This is a genomic window from Levilactobacillus mulengensis (genome assembly GCF_003946045.1).
GTDB classification, from domain to species: domain Bacteria; phylum Bacillota; class Bacilli; order Lactobacillales; family Lactobacillaceae; genus Levilactobacillus; species Levilactobacillus mulengensis.
The window spans coordinates 16,247-36,641 of the sequence record NZ_RHNW01000004.1 but is presented as its reverse complement, the minus strand read 5'-3'; the positions used below and the strand labels follow the sequence as shown (position 1 = coordinate 36,641).

Sequence of the window (20,395 nt, the reverse complement as noted above, 5' to 3'; positions counted from 1 at the left end):
CCTGACACCCCAAAACACTGTGCTTAGCTTATCATTGGGACACGTAGGGGATTACATGCTTAGTTTTTTCGGGGGAGACGATTTAAAATGACATTGAAGCAACTGCCACGACTGGCTATAGTGGTCCCGTGTTATAACGAAGAACCCGTTTTACCAACCACGGCACCCATTCTCGCAGATATCTTGACCCAGTTGATTCACGACCGCCTGGTGACCGCAGACAGCCGCATCTTATTTGTCGACGACGGCAGTCAGGACCGGACCTGGCGACTGATTGAACAATTACGTCATCAAAATCCGCATTTTACCGGTCTGAAACTCAGTCGCAACTACGGGCAAGAGGCCGCCCTCATGGCCGGAATGGCAACCGCCGCCCGGCACGCTGACTACGTGATCACCATCGATGCCGACCTCCAGGATGACCCCACGCTCATCCCCGCCATGGTAACTCAGGCCCGTGCCGGATACGACGTGGTTTACGGCGTTCGTAATGATCGGTCCACGGATTCCTGGTTCAAGCGAACGACCGCTAACGGCTTTTACTGGGTCATGGGTAAACTCGGCGTCAACCTGATTCCCAATCACTCTGATTTTCGCCTACTAACGCATCCTGTTCTAACTGCCCTCATGCGCTGCCACGAGACCCGACCGTTCATTCGCGGCATCATTCCTCAGCTAGGCTTTCCAGCCACTAAGCTCTACTACAAGCGGCAACCCCGCCAGGCGGGCGTCTCCAAGTACCCGCTGCGAAAAATGTTGCGCTTCGCCTTAGATGGCATTCTGTCCTTCTCAATCGCACCAATTCGCGCGTTGCTAGTCGCTGGACTAACCATCTGTGGGGGTGCCCTCCTCATGATTCTCTGGATCCTCGTCCAGCATTTCCGGGGAACCGTCGTCACGGGTTGGAGCTCCATTATGGCTTCACTTTGGTTCCTAGGTGGCTTTCAGCTAGTAGCCATCAGCATTATTGGTGAATACGTGGGGCGGACCTTCACGGAGGTCAAGCACCGCCCACGTTTCATCATTCAAACGGACACCTATACCCCAAGTTTCACCGCGGCTTACCGGGAACCGAGCAATTCTGCGGCCGTTACGTTACACTTAAGTCAATTCAGAACTAAATCAGGAGAACGCTCATGAAAATCCGTCATTATCTCACCGTAACTTTAGGTGGCCTGATCAGCTGCCTCCTTTTATTAACTTTTCTATTGGCCCTCTGGCCCGTCACGATTCGAGTAGACCACGACTGGCTCAAGCCACTAGCTTTACTGATGGCTAGCGCCCTGTACTTGGGTGGTGTCGGTCTGCTTTTTCGCTACCTACATCGTATTAAGCCGCGAACGGGTAAGTGGCTGAGTGGGGGCCTCTGGCTGGCCTTCTTAGCGATTCAGCTGTGGGTCGCGACCACCTGGGTGGCGGCTCCCCGTGCCGACCTGTACTTTGTCCATCAACAGGCCCTAAATCTCTTGAACGGCCATCAAGACTGGTCAACTTACTTCTATGTCTACCCAAATAACGTGACCTTTACGCTCCTGCTCAGCGGCATCATGCGGGTGGGCCACCTCCTAACCGGGAGTTATTCTGGCGTCTGGCTAAACATCGTCCAATTTGCCTGGCTGGATGTCGGCCTCCTAGCCATTTGGCAGCAGTTACGACGCCACAATCCAGCACGCGCCAACTTATTCTTGGTCCTCATTATGACCACGGTACCGCTCTATGCCTACGCGCTAAACACTTACAGCGATACCTACGTCCTCCCACTGGGGCTCCTAGCCTTCGCGGCCTTTCGCCACCTACAACGCGCAAATAGCTGGGAACAGATTACCTGGCGGAGCATTCTGTTAAGCTGCTTACTGGTTGCGGCCTATCTATTAAAGGCCAACTTTATTGTGCTGGTGATTGCGGTCCTCGTAGCCATCTGGTTACGACCCAACCAATCCCCGCACCCCAGCTTTACGCGCTGCCTGTTGACCCTCGTCCTCTTAGCCACGCTAGTTGTCGGCGGTGGTCTCACCACCAAATGGCAAAAGGCGAACGGCTATACCGTTGATGTCAATCAATCACTACCCGCAACAAGTTGGGTAGCGATGAGTTGGAATCCCCATACCTACGGCCAATATAAGCGGGCAGACGTCAATGCCATTCGCCAACAACCGACCAAAGCATCCAAACAAAAATTGGCTAACCAAACGCTCAAGACTCGGCTTCACGACCTGGGTTGGCAAGGCGTTCTCCAGCACCTATTCCGCAAGGCCCGGCTATTTTTATCCAGCGGGACCTTCGACAGTTTTCAGATCAATCCCGCCTTTGACCGCGCGCCTAACTGGTATCGCCAGCACCGTGCCACCAGCGACTGGTTTCTCGCTAACTGGTGTCAGGTCAGCTATCTAGCGCTAATTTTGGTTAATCTAGGCTGGGGCATCCAACAGATTCGCCGTTACCACCTGACCTCGGCCTATCTGCTAGGCGGCCTCTTCTTCATGGGCCTCATCTGTTTCCACGTCATTTTCTGGGAAACGGAAGAACGTTACGCCCTACCAGTTCTCTTCCTATTGACTGCGGGTACGGCAGCCGGATATCGCCAACCACTCAACATCTTGCGCTACTCGCAGCGGTCGCGGTGGCTGCCTTTGGGCATGGCCCTGGCCTTCACCACACTGCTGGGCTTCGCCGCCTGGCAGAACACCAATCTGATGGTCCGGTCCAACAGTGATCCGGTCAGCGTTATCAGTCAAAACGAGGGGCGCTACTTCCAAGATCACCAGCTAACACTCAAATCAAATCATTCCCTGACCCAGCCCTTCACGGCGTCGCTCCCCTTTGACCAGATCACGGTCAACAATGGCGAGCGATTGACTGGACGATTAACCTTAACGACCGCCTCAGACAAGACGGTCTGGCAGTCCCGTGGCCGCAGCCTTCGCCTTGACCAAACACTGCCGCTTCAACCCGCAGGTCGATACCGCCTGACCGTCACCAATCGTAGCCCTAAAGATATCACACTGACCACGGCTCCAGCCACGTATCGACTCCTGCCGGAAGCACTCAGCGCCCATCCTGACCAGTACTTGCGCTTCGCCGTGACTCAACAAAGCGTCGCGCCCGTGCTCTCTAACGGAAAATTCTGGCTTCTCTTTGGGGCCATGTGGCTGAGCGGACTCTTAGTCATCGACCGATTCTACTGGTATCGCCGGCGGATTTAAACTTTTTTGTTGAAATCACTTGCCTTAAGGCCACTCGAAGGTACTAGAATAATCTTCATAGGGTCGCAGACTGACCCCGAATTCTAGTCCCTCATCGGTTCAAAAAGGAGTCGAAACAACAATTGACAACAGAAATTAATCAACAAACCTTAACGGGAGAACGGGCCCTTTTTCAAGGCCACGACCTCCATATTACAAATAGCACCTTCGTTGATGGCGAATCGCCCTTAAAACACAGCCAAAACGTGGCCATTGACCACACCATTTTTAAGTGGAAATACCCATTGTGGTACACGCACCACGCGCAACTGGATCACACCACCTGGCAACCGGACGCCCACGCGGGTATTTGGTACACAGACGACCTGACCATGCGTCACAGCCTCGTTCGGGCCACCAAGACGTTCCGTCATGCCAGCAACCTCAAGCTAGATGACGTGACTTTCGCCGACGCTGGGGAGACCCTCTGGTGGTGCCAAGATGTTCAGCTCGATAACGTCACGGCGACCGGTGATTACTTTGGCATGAACAGCGAGAATGTCGTTGCCCATAACCTCAAGATCACCGGGAACTATGCCTTCGACGGCAGTAAAAATGTCGAGGTCCACAACTCCACGTTCATTACCCACGATGCCTTCTGGAATTGTGATAACGTGACCGTGTATGACTCCACCATCATCGGCGAATACCTGGCCTGGAACACCAAGAACATTACCTTCGTCAACTGTTGGCTCGAAAGTGACCAGGGACTCTGTTACGTGGATCACCTGACGCTGAAGAACTGTTCCTTGATCAACACCGACCTCTCATTTGAGTACTGCACGGACATCGACGCCACGATCAACACGGCCATCGATAGCGTGAAGAACCCCGTTAATGGTAAAATTACAGCACCGGCCATTGGTCAAGTCATCTTTGATGATCCCGCCATTGACCCGCAGAAAACGACCATTACCACGACCAAGGAGGCCTTGAATCAATGAGTTATGATTTTTCAGAAATGATTGACCGACGGCACACGAACTCCGTCAAGTGGGACGTTAAGGATAATGAGCTCCCCATGTGGGTGGCGGACATGGACTTCCGGACGGCACCGGCGATTGTCGCTGCTATTAAAAACAAGGCGGACGCTGGCATCTTCGGTTACGAAGAAGTCCCCGACGCTTACTTTGAAGCCGTTCAACACTGGTACGCCACCGAACACAACTGGGCACCCAATACCGATTGGATGCGCTTCGTGACCGGTGTTGTCCCCGCCATCTCCTCTGCCGTTCGGCGCGTGAGCCATCTAGGTGACAACGTGTTGGTTCAGGCACCCGTCTACAATATCTTCTATAATTCCATCGTCAACAATGGCCGGCACGTTTTGTCCAACGACCTCCACTTCCACGATGGCACCTACGAGGTGGATTGGGCTGACCTCGAAACCAAGCTGGCCGATCCGTTGACCACCCTGATAATTCTCTGCAACCCCCACAATCCCGTGGGTAAGGTTTGGCAACCAGACGAGTTGCGGCGCTTAGCCGACCTCGCCCTGGCCAACCACGTCACGGTCTTCTCCGACGAAATTCACGGTGACATTACGGATGCCGGTCACGGCTACTACCCGTTTGCCTCCGTGAGCGATGCCGCTGCCAACAACAGCATCACCGCCGTTTCCCCCAGCAAGACCTTTAACGTGGCTGCCCTGCATGCCGCAACACTGATCATTCCGAATAAATTCTTACGAGACAGCGTTGACCGCGGCATCAACAGTGAAGAGCTGGCTGAACCCAACGCCTTTGCCATTCCTGGCACTATTGCCGCCTACACGCAAGGCGCCAAATGGGTTCACGAGTTAAACGCAACGATTACCGCGAGCAAGCAAACGCTCACGGCCTTCATTGAAAAGAACCTGCCGGACCTGCACGTCATCAAGGGCCATGCCACTTACCTGGTCTGGATTGACTGCCGCGACGTGACTCATGACACCCAAGCCTTATGCGATGTCATTCGCCAAACGACCGGGCTATTCATTACAGCCGGTGCCGTTTATGGTGGCGATGGTCACGACTTTGTGCGGATCAACGTGGCTTGTCCCGCCGAACGCCTGCAAGACGGCTTAAACCGTTTGGCCCAAGGCATTCACACCTTTGAACAAAACTAATTCTGGCGTCCGAATGTTAGCTAGCCTAACGTCCGGGCGTTTTTTATTTGCCGGCAAGTTATCATTTGATAACTTAATAGGTGAGTCCCGGCGAGACCCGTGCTATACTGAATTTGATATCGTTTTCACGACCTTAAAGGAGGATGCTTATTATGCCAATCAACCCAGCTGATGCCCAAGATGTTTACCGTGATGCCGGTGACAATATTATGTTCACCACCTACGTCATCGACCGTGATCACCTCGAGGCTGACCGCGAAGCCATCGCCGAATTTGCCGACCGGCTGGCCGCTATCGAACGGAGCATGGACATTCGTTATCCCGATGCCAATCTCCGCGTGGCCTTTGGTTTTGGTGCCAACGCTTGGAAAGACCTCTTCCCCAACGCCAACGTGCCTAAGGAACTCGTCGACTTTCAGGAGGTCAGAGGTCCCAAGTACACGGCACCCGCTACCCCGGGCGACCTGTTCATGCACGTCCGCGCCAAGGACACGGCGGTGGTCTACGAAGTCATGGACCAGGCTCGCAAATTTCTACGCGACTGGACGACTGTCGTAGATGAGACGCCGGGCTTCCGCTACTTCGAAGGCCGCGCCATCATTGGCTTCATCGATGGCACCGAGAACCCAGCCGGCCCGGACGCCACCCAGTACGCGTTGATTGGTGACGAAGACCCCGAATTTATTAACGGGTCCTACGCCTTCGCCCAGAAATACGAGCATAACATGGACGCCTGGAACGCCCTGAAGACCGAGGGCCAAGAAAAATCCATCGGTCGGCACAAATTTAGCGACCGTGAACTCGAGGACGATGAAAAACTTCCTAACGCCCACAACATTGCCTCTCAAGACAACGAGGGCGGCATCGAACACAAAATTGTGCGGATGAACGTCCCCTACGCACTGCCCGGCCAAGGCATCGTCGGCACTTACTTCATCGGCTATGCCCGTCACTTTACCGTGACCCAACGGATGTTGACCAACATGTTTACCCAGAGCGACCGGCTGCTAGACTTTAGTACGCCAATTACGGGGGCCGCGTTCTTTATCCCGTCCCGCCGCCTCCTCGAAACCATCGCGGACGGCAACTACGGAGCTTAAACTAGTCTGAACAGCGCCTTACCGGGGAACGCAAATAAACCGGAACGCGGTGGGCGGACGTCTGAAGCCAAAGAGCGGTCTTCAGACTTACTTTGAGCCGACAGCCCCGTCTCAAAGATACCAATTTGCTAAGCGGCCAAGATCGCCACTAAGCAAATTCCCGCGGCTGGGTTTATTTGCGTTCCCCTCACGGCTCATACTGGTTTAACCCCGCGCTGCCGTGCTAACCCACTACCCTTTTCTAGCTTATTAATATCTTCATCCTATTTTCTTATAACCCCAACCGGTCCCCAGTCACGTGTTTTTCCTTCGCGTGAACCAGGACCGGTTTTCTTTCAACCACATCAACTGACCCACATCGAAACTTTTCAATTGGCGCAACCCTTTATTTCAAACCAATTGCGAGCGCATACAATCAAGTCGCTAACGTTGACGTTCCGGCGCTATGGGCGTATCTTAGTAGAGTTACCATTACGGATAATTCACGATTGGTTTGCGTTACTTTGGGTAATCTCACCAATCAATTCAATCAATAGGGAGTTGAACTATTTTGGACGAGTCTGAAAGGGAATCCGGCCCATGGCGGCGTAATTTGCGGGTTCTCTGGTTCTGTACGTTCGTTGCCGGCATGGCTTTTAGTGAAATCATGCCATTTTTATCGTTATATATCAGTAGTTTAGGCGACTACACCAAATCACAGGTGACCATGTATAGTGGCTTGGTTTACGCCGCGGACTTCTTCGTGAGCGCGATTGCTTCCCCACTTTGGGGCATGGTCGCCGATCGCAAGGGTCGGAAATTAATGCTGATGCGGGCCTCACTCGGGACGGCCGGCGCCATGGCGTTGATGGGATTTGCCACCAGTGTTTGGCAGTTAGTGGCCTTACGCGCCTTACAAGGGGTCTTCGCCGGATTTATTTCCAACGCGCAGGCCTTGGTCGCCTCGCAGACACCTCGGAAACACAGCGGGGCTTCACTCAGCACCCTGATGACCGGGGTAACCAGCGGGATGCTACTGGGCCCCGTCATTGGCGGGGTGCTGGCGCAGGTCTTCTCGATTCGGCTGACCTTCTTCATCACGGCTGCCCTGTTGTTCCTCACGTTCATCATGAGTTGGGTGCTGGTTGAGGAAAAATTCAAGCCGGTCACCAAGCAACCGGATGCGCCCAAGAGCCACAATCCATTGGCCGCTTTCCCCAATCCCAAATTGATTCTGGTTCTGTTATCCTCAACCATGATCGTTCAATTCGGGAACATTTCAATTTCACCAATCATTAGTTTGTACGTGAAAGAGTTAATGCACAACGTCGGCCCAATCACCGTGGTTGCCGGAATTATCGCGGCTTTACCAGGGATTTCAAACATCTTTGCTTCCCCACGTCTCGGGCGTTACGGGGATGAGCACGGCTCTGGTAAGGTCTTGATTTTCGGTTACGTCTTTGCCTTTCTCATGTACCTCCCACAGGGATTCGTCACCAGCGTCTGGATGCTCGGGATTTTACGGTTCATGATTGGGATTTCCGACGGGGCCCTGTTCCCAGAAATCCAAACCCTCCTGACGAAAAACTCGCCGGTCGAATTGACCTCCACCGTCTTCAGCTGGAACCAATCCTTCCAAGCCATCGGCAACATGATGGGTTCGCTTTTCGGCGGCTGGATTGCCGGGGTCTTCGACTACAACGCGGTCTTCTTCTCCACGGCCCTGTTGATGCTGGTCAACCTTGCGTTAATCTGGTGGTTAGTCCCAGAAATTCGTAAGGCACGTGTTAAAACAGCTTAAGCGATGACAAATTAAAATGGACGACCTAGAAGTGAAAACTTCCGGATCGTCCATTTTTGTATTGAAATAGAATTTAGCAAATTTTGAGCGATTTTCTCAGTTTAGACCACGGGACGACTTTTGAGACCGCTTTTCAGGCTCAAAAGCGAGGCGGAAGACCGCCCCCCTCAGGCTGGAGCCGGTCCCCACAGCAGGCTACCTTGAGGCCACCGTCGGGAACGAACATCATCACCATTTTCAGTTCAGTTTACCCGACAAAACGTTCAAGGGGAACCTCTTCACCCGGCCCAAAAACCGTTGCCGACGTCGTGCTAACGCCGAGTAAACTGTTGATGCCGCCGAAGCCGTCGACCATGTCGAACGCCACACCGGCCGCTGCTAGTGTTTGCCGGGCATGGCGTTCCTCCAGTGGCAACTCTTCGATGTCATCCGTGCGACTGATGATCAGTTGTGGGTTGCCCGCGGCCTGGACCGCCGTTGCCAACGTGCTAGCCGTTTTGGCCAAGCGAATCGTTGGCACCAAGGCCACGACCAGGTCCTGATCCAACATGGCAGCGCTCAGGCCCCCCTCGTCCAGCACTTCTTCGGTCAACGCCGTCACAGATTCGGGCAAACTCACCGCACTGGAGGTGTAAACGGTCAGGTCTAACTGACTATTTTGGCTTAATTGACGGACAAAATTTTGACTGGCAGCATCGAGGGCACCAGCGAGTAAGAGTCGTTTCAAGGTCGTAACTTCCTTTCATTCATGTATCAGTTGAGGCGCTGGTCAATTTCTTAGCGTATCAACTGGCCAGCGAATATGTGCGTCTTCAAGTGATTGGGCGTGGTTAAAATCCCACAGCGGCGCCCGTTATCGGTCTCCTCTAATCAACCAATCACGCGGTGTCCCTAACCCAATGTAAATGATTATATAGGGTTACAGTAGGTCGAAGGCAACCCCTATTTTCAAAAAATTCTGAGCAAATAAATAAGCAATTACTTATCAAAAACTCATATAAATATGTTAATGTGTCGAAATACCCGACAGGCCTGACACAGCAACGATACGGTTGCATCCCGAATCCGTTTACACTAGAAGATTATCAACAGAAGGAATAGTTATCTTTTGGTAAATGTAACTCTTTCATGTACAATAGATGTAACTGCGAAACGAAAAAACCGAATACGACCGGTCTCCAGGTTGCCCGTCTTGACGTGTGCTCCCGGCACACCGATCGTTATTTTTGTACGCGGGCTAAACTGTGTCGTCCAGGCCTCCGGGCGGGGGAAAATGAGACCGGTCCGCTGTGGGCACCCGCCCGGAGCCAGAGAGCGGTCTCCGTGCTTAGTTTGAGCCTCACAAACCGAGTCTCGAACTAGCGGTTCCCTAAGTGGCAAAGCCACCAAGGGAACTCCCACGGCTAAGCTCATTTTCCCCCGCCCTGCGGCCAACACAGATTTAGACCGCAGAACAACAGCTCTGGCTTACTCGTTGCAGTTCAATATTACCCATACGAACAACTGCACCACGGTCACACTAGTTTAACCACCGACACGTTCGTCGCCGCATTAAACTAGTGTCAGCCGCAGGGAGAATGAAAATAGGCTCAGCCGTGGGAGTTACCTTAGCGGGTTCCCGCTTAGGTAACTGCTATCTTTGAGACGCGCTTCTTAGCGGCTCAAAGTAAGTCTGGAGACCGCCCTTTGGCTCCAGGCGGGCGCCCACCGCGTCACGGCCTATTTTCATTCTCCCGGAGGCACTGACAACGTGCCATTTAATACGCAACACCATCATACAGGAGGTTAATCTATGCTACTTTCAATGGAACATCTACGTAAGGAATATCCCAATGGCAAGATTGCCGTCGACGACTTCAATTTGCAAGTCGGCCGCGGTGAATTTATCGCGTTCATCGGGACGTCCGGCTCGGGGAAGACCACGACCATGCGGATGATTAACCGCATGCTGAAACAAACGTCGGGGACCATTAAGATCAACGACAAGGATATTTCTAAAATGGACCCGGTCAAGCTCCGGCGGTCCATCGGCTATGTTATCCAAAACATTGGCCTGATGCCCCACATGACCATCCAGGAAAACATCGAGATGGTTCCCAAGCTCCTCGGCTGGTCCAAGGAAAAGCGGGCCGAACAAGCCCACAAGATGATTGAGCTGGCCCAACTGCCCGACGACATGCTGCAACGCTACCCTGGTGAACTCTCCGGTGGGCAGCAGCAACGAATCGGTGTTGTGCGGGCCCTGGCTGCCGACCAAGAGATCATTTTAATGGATGAACCCTTCGGTGCGTTGGACCCCATCACGCGAGAATCGCTACAGGATTTGGTCAAGCATCTACAAGAAGACCTGGGCAAGACCTTTATCTTCGTGACCCACGACATGGACGAAGCGCTACACCTGGCCACCAAGGTCGTCATCATGAGCCAAGGCAAGCAGGTCCAAGTCGACACCCCCGAAAACATCTTACGTCACCCGGCCAACGACTTCGTCACCAACCTAATCGGTGAGGAACGCTTGATCCGGGCCCAACCCAACATTTTATCCGTTAGTCAAATCATGTTAAAGAACCCCGTTTCCATCACGCCCGACAAGACCGTCGACGACGCCATCGACCTGATGCATGACCGGCGAGTTGATACGCTGCTGGTAACCGACGACGCCGGCGTGCTCCAGGGGTACGTTGATCTGGAAGACATCAACCGGATCACCGACCCCCACACGGCCGTGGGTGATTTCACCAACCGCCAAGTCTTCTTCGTGAAGGCCGACTCGCTGATTGGCGATACCGTCGACCGGATTCTGAAACAGGGGGTTAAAAACGTGCCCGTTGTCGACAAGGACAAACACCTGGTCGGCATCGTGACCCGGACGGCGCTGGTCGACATCGTCTACGATGCCCTGCGTGGCGCACCCGAAGCCAATGAAGAACCAGCCTCACCGATCAACGCGGACATTCACGCCGCTGCGACCCACGATGAAGGGGGCGAAATCCCACAATGATGCATTTTCTAGCAACTTATGGGACCCAACTGATTGCCAAGACCGGCCAACACCTGTACATTTCGGCCGCGGCCCTGGCCCTCGGGGTCATCGTGGCCGTGCCACTAGGTATCCTGTTGACGCGGATGAAACACGGCGCCAACTTTGTCATCACCCTCGCCGGCGTGCTCCAAACGATTCCGGCCATGGCGCTGTTAGCCATGATGATTCCCCTCTTCGGAATCGGCTCGACGCCCGCCATCGTGGCCCTGTTCATCTACTCCCTGCTGCCCATCTTGCGAAACACCTATTTGGGCATGCAAGGCGTCTCCCCGACCGTGCGCGACGCGGCCAAAGGCATGGGCATGACCTGGTGGCAAATGATGGTTCAGGCTGAGATTCCCTTGGCCGCACCGGTCATCATGGCCGGTATCCGGTTGTCCGCGACCTACGTGATTGCGTGGGCCACTCTGGCGTCTTACATCGGGGCCGGTGGTCTGGGAGATTTCATTTTCAACGGACTGAACCTGTACCGCTCTGACCTGATTCTTGGCGGCTCGATTCCCGTTATCCTGTTGGCGCTTCTCGTCGACTATTTGTTGGGTAAAGTGGAAGCGGCCGTCACGCCACGCCAATTACGATAGGAGGCCGCTATGCGAAAACATTTACGTCAATGGCTCGCTGCCTTGCTAGTTGTGGTCGTCCTCCTGCCTTTGGGCGGGTGCGCGCTGCCGGGACTGTCTGGCTCGGGCAATAACACCGTACGAATCGCGTCACAGAACACCACGGAACAGCAGATCATGGCCTACGTCATTGCAGGTATGATTGATCACTATACCAACTTAAAACCCACCATCATCAACAACCTGGGGTCTGGCAACGTCAGCTTCAACGCCCTGAAGAACAAGCAGGCGGACATCTCGTCCATCCGCTTCAACGGGACCGACCTGACGACCATTCTGAATGAAAAATTTGAGCGGGACCCCGCCAAGGTCAAAGCGACCGTCACGCGTGAATTTCAGCAACGTTACCAGATGACTTATTTCAAATCATACGGTTTCGCCGATACCTACGCCTGGATGGTCAAGCCGGCCTTCGCTAAGAAACACCACCTGAAGACCGTCAGTGACCTCAAGAAACTGGCGCCAACCATGAAAGTCGGGATCGACCAAATCTGGCAAAACCGTCAAGGCGACGGGTACCCCGCCTTCCAGAAGATGTACGGCTATAGCTTTGGTACCGTGCTGCCCATGCAGACCGGGTTGCTCTACGACGCCTTATCCGCCGACAAGATGGACGCCATTCTGGGCTACTCCACCGACGGCCGGGTCGCCAGCTATCATTTGAAAATGCTAAAGGACGACAAGAACTTCTTCCCACCCTATGATGGGAGCGCCGTGGCCACCGATGCCATCTTGAAACAGCATCCGGAACTGCGCGGCGTTCTGAATCGCTTGGTCGGCAAGGTGTCGCTGAAGACCATGCAACAGCTGAACTACCAAGTCGACGACCAACTGGAAGAACCCCAGACGGTTGCCAACAATTTCTTGAAAGAACACCACTACTTTGAAGGGAGGAACGACTAGTTATGAAAGACATGGGTTTACTCAGTCAGCTAGTTTACTACTTTAGCCACAACGGGATGTACGTCCTCAGTCAATTTAACCAAACGTTCCTCGTTTCCATCTACGGGGTGTTACTGGGCGCCATCGTCGGGATTCCGCTGGGCATTTGGATTTCCCAGTACCGGCGCCTCTCGCCCGTCATCATTGGCATTGCCAACGTGATCCAAACGATTCCGTCACTGGCGATGCTGTCCATCTTGATGCTGGGCCTGGGCTTGGGGCAGACCACGGTCATCGTGACCGTCTTCCTCTACTCCCTGCTGCCAATCATTAAAAACACCTACACCGGCATGCTGAGCGTCGACGCCGACGTGCTGGACGCCGGGAAAGGCATGGGGATGACCCGCCTACAAGTCATGATGACCATCCGGATCCCCCTGTCACTATCGGTGATCATCGCCGGGATTCGAAATGCCTTAGTCATCGGTATCGGGATCACCGTTATCGGCTCGTTCATCGGTTCCGGTGGGCTCGGGGACATCATCGTCCGCGGGACCAACGCCACGAATGGTGGGGCCATTATTCTGGCCGGGGCGCTGCCAACGGCTTTGATGGCGATTATCACGGACCTGGTCCTCTCCTTCATCGAAAAGCGTCTGACGCCTAAGACTTCTTCTGAACAATAATATTTGTTTAGGGATTTGGGTCAAGTGCGTTACCGCTGGCCGCCTGCGGCTTCCAGGACTACGCCTGCTGTGGGGCCGGTTTCCGCCTGTGGTGCGGGCTCCCACCTCAACTTTGAGCCCTGCGAGAACCGTGCAGGTCTCAAAGGTTGTCCCGTGCTGTAAGGCCGAGCAAAAATCGCTCGGTCTAACACCACCGACACAGCCGTCTCCGTCCTGGCTTCCTCCGGCTCAGATTGCGACACCAATCCGATGTTGGTTTGGCGAAGTCTTAGGCGGCAGCCGTGGTCGGGTTCCATTCGCCAGTGTGATTGGCTAGATGGCTGTCACGCCGGTTGGTAAATTTTGATAATTTGAGCGTCACCTGCTTCGGTTATCCGAGGTAGATGGCGCTTTTCTATTGCCCGCAAATTGGCCTAGCTCCCCGGATACCCTCGTGGGAAATCAATGTTATACTATGTAAAGTAATATTCGTAGGTGTTGACGATTACGATGCTGAATTTAGATATACCGTCTGAACAAACGACACAACTACATCCGGCCAAAACACCAACCATCCTTGAGTTTCTTTGCGGTTGGTGCACAACTCTTAGCCGGAGTCAGCTAGGTGCGAAGTCCCGTGTCGGTGGTGTTAGGTCGGCCGGTTCTTGCCGGCCTTACAGCACAGGCTGTGGTCGAGACTTACGGGTTTCAGTAAGGCTTGACCGCAAGGCCGAAGACCGCTTCTCAGGCTTCGGGCGTGCCCCATGGGACAAGAGCACCTGGCTAAAGTCAACCTACAACCACACACGACCAAAACACCAACCATCCCTTGAGTTTCTTGTGGTTGGTGCACAACTCTCAGCCGGAGCTGGGGAGGGCAGAACCCCGTGTCGGTGGTTGTTAGGTCGAGTGATTTCCTCGGCCTTACAGCACGGGCTGTGGTCAAGACTTACGGGTTTGGTAAGGCTTGACCACAAGTCCGAAGACCGCCTCTCAGGCTTCGGGCGTGCCTCATGGGACGAGAGCACCTAGCTAAAGTCAAACCAAACTACAACTACATCCGGCCAAAACACCAATCATCCCTTGCTTTTCTTGGGGTTGGTGCACAACTCTTAGCCGGAGTCAGCTAGGTGCGAAGTCCCGTGTCGGTGGTGTTAGGTCGGCTGGTTCTTGCCGGCCTTACACCACGGGCTGTGGTCGAGACTTACGGGTTTCAGTAAGGCTTGACCGCAAGGCCGAAGACCGCCCTTTGGCTTCGAGCGTGCCTCATGGGACGAGAGCACCTAGCTGACGCAGGCGGCAAAGTTAAATCCAAACACACAGAAAACCAAGGAGATGATTGGGTGGAGCGGTTACGGCAAGCGGGTATCGACTTTTCCGTCGGCACCCTGAACTTTCTAGCAAATATCGGCCTCATGTTACCCTACATTTTAATGCTGTTGAAGTACCAGGAAACGCAGAGCGAGACGTATCTGATTGCCCTGGTGGCCTTCTACATTTCGCGGGCGGCCAGCATTTTTTATACCAAGCGTTTAAATCTGCGGTCGAGCACCTACCTCATCGTGAGCCTGGTGTTGGGCGCGCTGGGGAGCTTGATCTTTGCCCTGACGAGCGCCGTGGGCTGGCTCGTTGTCGGCAGCCTGTTGTGGGGCTACAGCGCCGCCACGATTTGGCCGTACTTTTTGACCCTCAAGCTGCACCTCAGTCAGTCGAGCGAATTTAAAATGAAGCGGCTGTACTGGCTCATCTTCCTGGGGCTCGGTGTGATGCTGGCCGTCGATCTGGCGGCCGGGTGGAGCTACACGCTGACCTTTAGCGTGCTGGCGCTGCTCTACTTGGGCGCGCTGCCCGGCGGTATCTTGCTGGACAACTTTACCAACGACTTCTACCAAAACCGACCGACGCATCCCCACGGCCTCCAACAGGGTTGGCGCTGGGCGTTGTCCCTGATTGGCTTTGCGGCCATTGCCTTACTGACGACGCTGCGGAAGGCCGCGCTGAACCTGCCAAATGGGTTAGTGCTCGCCATTATTGGCGTGGCACTGGTGATTCTGGCCATCGAACTGTACGGCGACCGCCACATTTTGCCCAACTACAAGATTCGCCTGTTAAATCGGGGCTTCTTGATGAGCCTGGTGCTGTTATTTAGCGGGTTCTTCGCCTACTTTTACTTTGGGCACGCAGGGATGTACGTGGTCTTTGCGCTGTACCTCGTCGGGTTTGAGACCGGTTATACACTCTTTAATAAACTGGGACGGGGGTCCACCAAACGGGCGCTACGGCTCAGCCAGGTGAGTTTGCTGGCGGGACACGTGCTCCTGCTGATTCCATGGCGCTGGGCCTACGTGGTGGGGATTTTGCTGATTACCCTGTACGTCGGTTACGACAACCCGACCATCAACGCCACGTTGTACGGGGCACCGGAGATCGACCACGATATGGCCATCGTTCACAAATACCGGTTCTCCACGTATGGCGGCCTGTTGTGCCAGCTGGTCATGTTTGGTCTACTGGTGGCCGTGAGTGCCAGCGCCCACTTATCAATTCTGTCATTCTTCAAACCCAGTGATGCCAGTCACTTCTGGCTGTATACCCTGGCCATGAGCTGGCCGTTAACGCTGGCTTCGTTGGGCATTTCACTGGGAAATATTTTGCACGAACCTAAGGGGTAGCCGGATGGCTGGCCCTTTTTAATTTGGTTGTCCACGCTATTCGGTAAGTAATTTCATCGAACAATTTGGCGCACTCAACTAGCTTTAGTTTCAGCCGTTCCCCCCATCATATCAAGCTTTCACTATCGCCCACCGCGAGTCCTTATGGTGGATGATTTTTCATAATGCCAATCAGTTACTATCCAATAGATTAGGTGTTATGCTTAGTTTGTGAATTGCCGCACTTGATAAGGAGGGAAATCTGATGAAAGGAAACCTATTTAGAACGCTTTGTTTCAGTGTACTTAGTTTCATTGTCTTGCTAACTGGGCTCCTGCTGACTAACACCGCTACTGTTCACGCAGTAACGACGATTGATATGAACCAAACTGTTGACCAAGTCCTTCCCGATAATGGGTCGAACGATGAACAAATCGTCAAAAAAGCCTTGCTTAACGCCAACTCTAAAACAAAAATCGAGTCCACCATGACCCTGACCCAGGTTCAGGAAAACAAACCTCAAATTACGATTGATCAGCCATTGACGGACTACACCCCACTCCTTAAGATTGCCTGCACGCTTAACGGACTAACTTTAACTCATCAAACTAACCTTAGTGGCAGTACTCCTGAAACCAAAGACAACCTCCCTAACCTCATTTCTGCCCTATTAACCAACCATCCAGCCTACTCGCCGATTGAATTTTTAAATTTAAACCAAGACGACCTGTCAAATTCTGACCTTTCCGCGCTTTTAGATACCGCTAAGCAGTTTAAAACGAACACAACATTTTTAACCCTCAGTCTCTACCAAAATAACATCAGCGATTTTTCCCCCTGGATGGACTATAAAGCGTCACCGGGAGACAATAAGCCAATTTATGATTTAATCGCCCCAAGCTCGCTGGAAGCCGAAGCACCCGTACTGACTGCACAACTCACTGGCACTACGGCCAAAATACCATTTACGACATTCCGCGAACTTACAACGCTATTCACCAGCTCAAATGGATCTGAGGATATCACTTTTCACGGTGGAACAATTGCCTTCAAAGTTAATAATGGTTCTGACTTCTTTGACGACCCTAGTAATTTTGACAGCACTGGCAGACTTATCTCTGGAAAGGAATTTCCCTCAACTTCGTACCTAGATACACTGAATACCCCTCAAGGAAAGACATTTGATTTCCAACAAATCGATACCATTGATGCTCAAAGTAAGAATTACTACGAACCTGCTCCTGCCAATCAATTAGCCTACTTTGAGAACCTTCTAGACACAGCACCAGCGTACAAAGATTATACAGTGCTACCACCGACAGACCCGAACAGTCTCACCATCACCAACGTGCCTGCCAACAGCACCGTCCTGCACCTCCGTGTGTTAGTCTATCCAGATTCAGAAGATGGCAATCCAACAATATCGTATATTCAAAACTACACGGTTAAGCTTCATCCGGCTTCGACCTCAAATGCCGCTACAACTACACCAATCACAGACTCTTCATTTAAGGACACTACCCCGACTGTCTCACAGCCAGACAAAACTCAACCCGAGAACAAGATTGTCTACACCACCAAGAAAATTGGCCTCTACAAATCCCCAACCTTCACCAGTAAAGCTCGCGTTTGCTGGTACAATCAGGCGACTCGGACAAACCGGCCGATGTTCAAGATCATCGGTTACGCCCGTTCCAAGAACGGTGTACTCCGCTACAAAGTCAAGGACGTGACGCCGAACGCCAAAACGTACGGTCAAATCGGCTACATCACAGCCAACGACAGCTTTGCCGGTAACGCCTACTACCAGACTAAGACGAAGAAAATCAAGGTGCTCCGTGGCCTCAACAGCTATAAAACCAAGGCCCTCACCGGCAAGAAAGTCCACTACCGTAGGAATCAAGTCATCAAGGTGAAGAAGCTCGTCACCCACAACCTGACTACGCGGTACCAGTTACCCAATGGCCGCTACGTTTCAGCCAACAAGCGACTGGTTATCCAAGTCAAATAGTGCCGATCAAGTCAGCCCACACACCGTGAGCTGACTTTTTTTGTTGATTGGATGTTTATATTAATCAATCCGTCTATTAACTATCTGTCAGGGTAAAACGATAATCCGCCTCACTGAGACCCTAACGGTATCGATAACACCGACCGTCATGATATGATATCACGTGTATAAAGCGTTTACATAATTAATCAGAAAGGCGGCGTTTCCTATGCCAAATTCCTTCCGTCCCTTACTCCTATGCCTCACTGGCTGGTTACTCGGCACCGTCACAGTCGCGCTACCACCCGTCCACGCCCAATCGACCTCCAGTGCGACGCAGACCCGTGAGATTTCCGCGGCTGACACCCTGACCATCCGGGAGGCCTTCAAACATGACACCTACCTCCAGGCGGACATTCTTCACACCCTTCAACGCTATGGCAACGAGGTGACGGCCGACTCACCCGTGAGTGTGACCGCAAGCTTCGGCCTTTACATCCCACTGATCCTCAGTGACCCTCGTATCCGCGACTATCAGGACCTCCGGCACCTCGTCGCCTACCCCCAGTCCCTACGAATTTCTAACCAAACGCACCTAGCCGGGGCTGGCTTCCGACAGGTGATTGCGGCCCTCAACCAGTTGCCGGGTGAAGCCAACCGCGAGTTCTTACTCTATCGCGACCAGCTGACTGACGCGGACCTTGATGTGCTCGTCGACCACCTGAAGACCCTCCCGTCAGACGGTGACACCCTCCCCGTCCACACCCTTAACCTAAGTGAAAATCAAATCGACGACCTAACCCCCGTAGCTGACCTCGCCGACAGCACGCGCCCTGGTGGTCGGATCATCCGAACGTTGGTGGCTTGGGGGCAGTCGCGCCACTTAAACCCACTCCCAGCACAACGCGTCGTTCACAACCAGCTCACGCTAAAGGCCGATGACCTGTTACCGCTGCGGCTTTACCACCACACCCCGTCGGAACCTTTTGACAATTTTGCGTTTCAAATGGCCGCGTTTCGCGTGCACCCCGAACTAAACGAAGACGGGCTCCACGCGCTAACGACGGACACATTTGTGCCAAACGCACTGACAGCTCAGGAGATGGGCCAGCCCGTCCTGCAGTACGACGACATCCCCATGGTCCAACCGACTCCCAAACTGACGATTGATGAAGGATCAAAAACAGTGAGTGGCTTAGCTAATTTTGGTGTGCTCAATTATCAAAACACGACGCCCTCGGCCTACCGCCAGTGGCTGTCACCGGCCGAACAGTCCAGCAGCCTCAGCAGTCTGGCAGCGGACGGCTACTCGGCCACCGATAGTTTCCGTGCCGACCCGCAGATCACCAACATCCCCTCGGGTACGCCGTCCATTCAGGTGCGCGCGGCCTTTCGTTACATGTACAGCGAGACGTTCCGCGGCTTCACGCAGGATTACACCATCCCCCTGACCTGGCCCGACACCTCGACGTCCAGCAGTTCGAGCGATAGTTCAAGCAGTGAGTCTGGTTCCAGCGGCACCACGAGTTCCAGTCGGCCCTCCCTCAGCACGGGTGGCGCTGGCGACGGTGGTGTGCCCGCGGGAACGGTGGTCACCGCTACCCGAAAGATTGGCCTGTACACGGATACAAATTTCAAACGAGCCACCCGCCAACACTGGTATCATCGCTAGCCCCGCATCTATCGGCCGATGTTCAAAGTCACCGGCTACGCACGCTCGGTCCACGGCACGCCGCGGTACCTGGTCAAGGACGTCAACCACCACTCGAAAACGGCGGGTAAGAGTGGCTACATCACGACCAACCGTAAATTTGTGACGCCGACTTACTACCGGCAAGCGGCCAAGCGCGTGACGGTGATCAATCCGCGCGGTGTGAATGCCTACCGCCACCGCGGATTGACGGGCAAAGTTGCCCACTACCGCCAAGGTCAAACACTGCGGGTGAAGAAGCTGGTCAAACACAACCTGACCACGCGGTACGTGCTCACGAATGGCCGTTACATCACGGCGAACAAGAAACTGGTACAAAATGGACGAGTGACCATGCCGAAAAAGCTTAAGGCTAAGACCGCTATCAATCGGTATCGCGATGTAAACTTTACTCGTCGGCAGAAACATTACCGAAAAGGCACCACGCTCACCGTGAAGGGCTGGGACTTCAGCGCCAACGGGACAAAACGTTACCGCGTGGCGCATGGGTATGTGACTGCTAACCGCCACTTCATCAAAACGATCCATTAGCCAAGATCTGAGGTAATTTATCTCCCATTAAATCTCAAAAAAACATTGTTGGCTTCAATTGATACACTATAGC

15 protein-coding genes are annotated in these 20,395 nt (G+C 53.5%); 14 read left to right on the top strand and 1 reads right to left on the bottom strand.

The genetic code is table 11. From position 1 onward, the window contains the following. The first annotated feature begins 87 nt into the window (after positions 1–87). The 6 genes from EKM84_RS05450 to EKM84_RS05425 all read left to right on the top strand — a co-directional run bounded on the left by EKM84_RS05450 (position 88) and on the right by EKM84_RS05425 (position 8,229). Positions 88–1,140, top strand: a complete 1,053-nt coding sequence (locus EKM84_RS05450) for a glycosyltransferase family 2 protein (RefSeq protein ID WP_125764491.1) — start codon at positions 88–90, stop codon at positions 1,138–1,140. Then, positions 1,137–3,203 (top strand): hypothetical protein, encoded by a 2,067-nt coding sequence (locus EKM84_RS05445; protein ID WP_125764489.1) that lies wholly within the window; start codon positions 1,137–1,139, stop codon positions 3,201–3,203. The genes EKM84_RS05450 and EKM84_RS05445 overlap by 4 nt, the downstream gene beginning before the upstream one ends. 122 nt (positions 3,204–3,325) lie before the next feature. Beyond that, positions 3,326–4,186 carry a DUF3737 family protein gene (locus EKM84_RS05440; RefSeq protein WP_125764487.1) on the top strand — a complete coding sequence of 287 codons (861 nt, stop codon included), beginning with the start codon at positions 3,326–3,328 and terminating at the stop codon, positions 4,184–4,186. After that, complete coding sequence (locus tag EKM84_RS05435) at positions 4,183–5,349, top strand: MalY/PatB family protein (protein ID WP_125764486.1); 1,167 nt, start codon at positions 4,183–4,185, stop codon at positions 5,347–5,349. Before EKM84_RS05440 ends, EKM84_RS05435 begins: the two co-directional genes overlap by 4 nt. Positions 5,350–5,501: 152 nt before the next feature. After that, a complete protein-coding gene (locus tag EKM84_RS05430) occupies positions 5,502–6,449 on the top strand; it encodes a Dyp-type peroxidase (RefSeq protein WP_125764484.1) in 948 nt (315 codons plus the stop codon). 550 nt (positions 6,450–6,999) lie between these two features. Beyond that, positions 7,000–8,229, top strand: coding sequence for an MFS transporter (locus EKM84_RS05425; protein ID WP_125764482.1), 1,230 nt, complete (start codon positions 7,000–7,002; stop codon positions 8,227–8,229). Positions 8,230–8,476: 247 nt separating this feature from the next. On the opposite strand, the gene EKM84_RS05420 is transcribed toward EKM84_RS05425, so the two are convergent. Next, a complete protein-coding gene (locus EKM84_RS05420; protein WP_125764480.1) occupies positions 8,477–8,956 on the bottom strand; it encodes a hypothetical protein in 480 nt (159 codons plus the stop codon). 1,065 nt (positions 8,957–10,021) lie between these two features. Here EKM84_RS05420 and EKM84_RS05415 point away from each other — a divergent pair. The 8 genes from EKM84_RS05415 (at position 10,022) to EKM84_RS05380 (ending at position 20,322) form a co-directional block, all read left to right on the top strand. Further along, positions 10,022–11,230 carry a betaine/proline/choline family ABC transporter ATP-binding protein gene (locus tag EKM84_RS05415; RefSeq protein WP_125764478.1) on the top strand — a complete coding sequence of 403 codons (1,209 nt, stop codon included), beginning with the start codon at positions 10,022–10,024 and terminating at the stop codon, positions 11,228–11,230. After that, positions 11,227–11,853, top strand: a complete 627-nt coding sequence (locus EKM84_RS05410) for an ABC transporter permease (protein WP_125764477.1) — start codon at positions 11,227–11,229, stop codon at positions 11,851–11,853. The genes EKM84_RS05415 and EKM84_RS05410 overlap by 4 nt, the downstream gene beginning before the upstream one ends. A 9-nt stretch (positions 11,854–11,862) precedes the next feature. Then, positions 11,863–12,795, top strand: a complete 933-nt coding sequence (locus tag EKM84_RS05405; protein WP_125764474.1) for an osmoprotectant ABC transporter substrate-binding protein — start codon at positions 11,863–11,865, stop codon at positions 12,793–12,795. 2 nt (positions 12,796–12,797) lie between these two features. Continuing rightward, positions 12,798–13,460 (top strand): ABC transporter permease, encoded by a 663-nt coding sequence (locus EKM84_RS05400; protein WP_125764472.1) that lies wholly within the window; start codon positions 12,798–12,800, stop codon positions 13,458–13,460. A 1,322-nt stretch (positions 13,461–14,782) separates the two neighbouring features. Next, entirely contained in the window at positions 14,783–16,111 is a 1,329-nt protein-coding gene (locus tag EKM84_RS05395; RefSeq protein WP_125764470.1) for a hypothetical protein, read from the top strand. 244 nt (positions 16,112–16,355) lie between these two features. Further along, positions 16,356–18,101, top strand: a complete 1,746-nt coding sequence (locus EKM84_RS05390) for a DUF5776 domain-containing protein (protein WP_125764468.1) — start codon at positions 16,356–16,358, stop codon at positions 18,099–18,101. Positions 18,102–18,309: 208 nt separating this feature from the next. Then, complete coding sequence (locus EKM84_RS05385) at positions 18,310–19,752, top strand: hypothetical protein (protein WP_125764466.1); 1,443 nt, start codon at positions 18,310–18,312, stop codon at positions 19,750–19,752. An 18-nt stretch (positions 19,753–19,770) separates the two neighbouring features. Next, positions 19,771–20,322, top strand: coding sequence for a DUF5776 domain-containing protein (locus tag EKM84_RS05380; protein WP_125764464.1), 552 nt, complete (start codon positions 19,771–19,773; stop codon positions 20,320–20,322). Positions 20,323–20,395 lie beyond the last annotated feature (73 nt).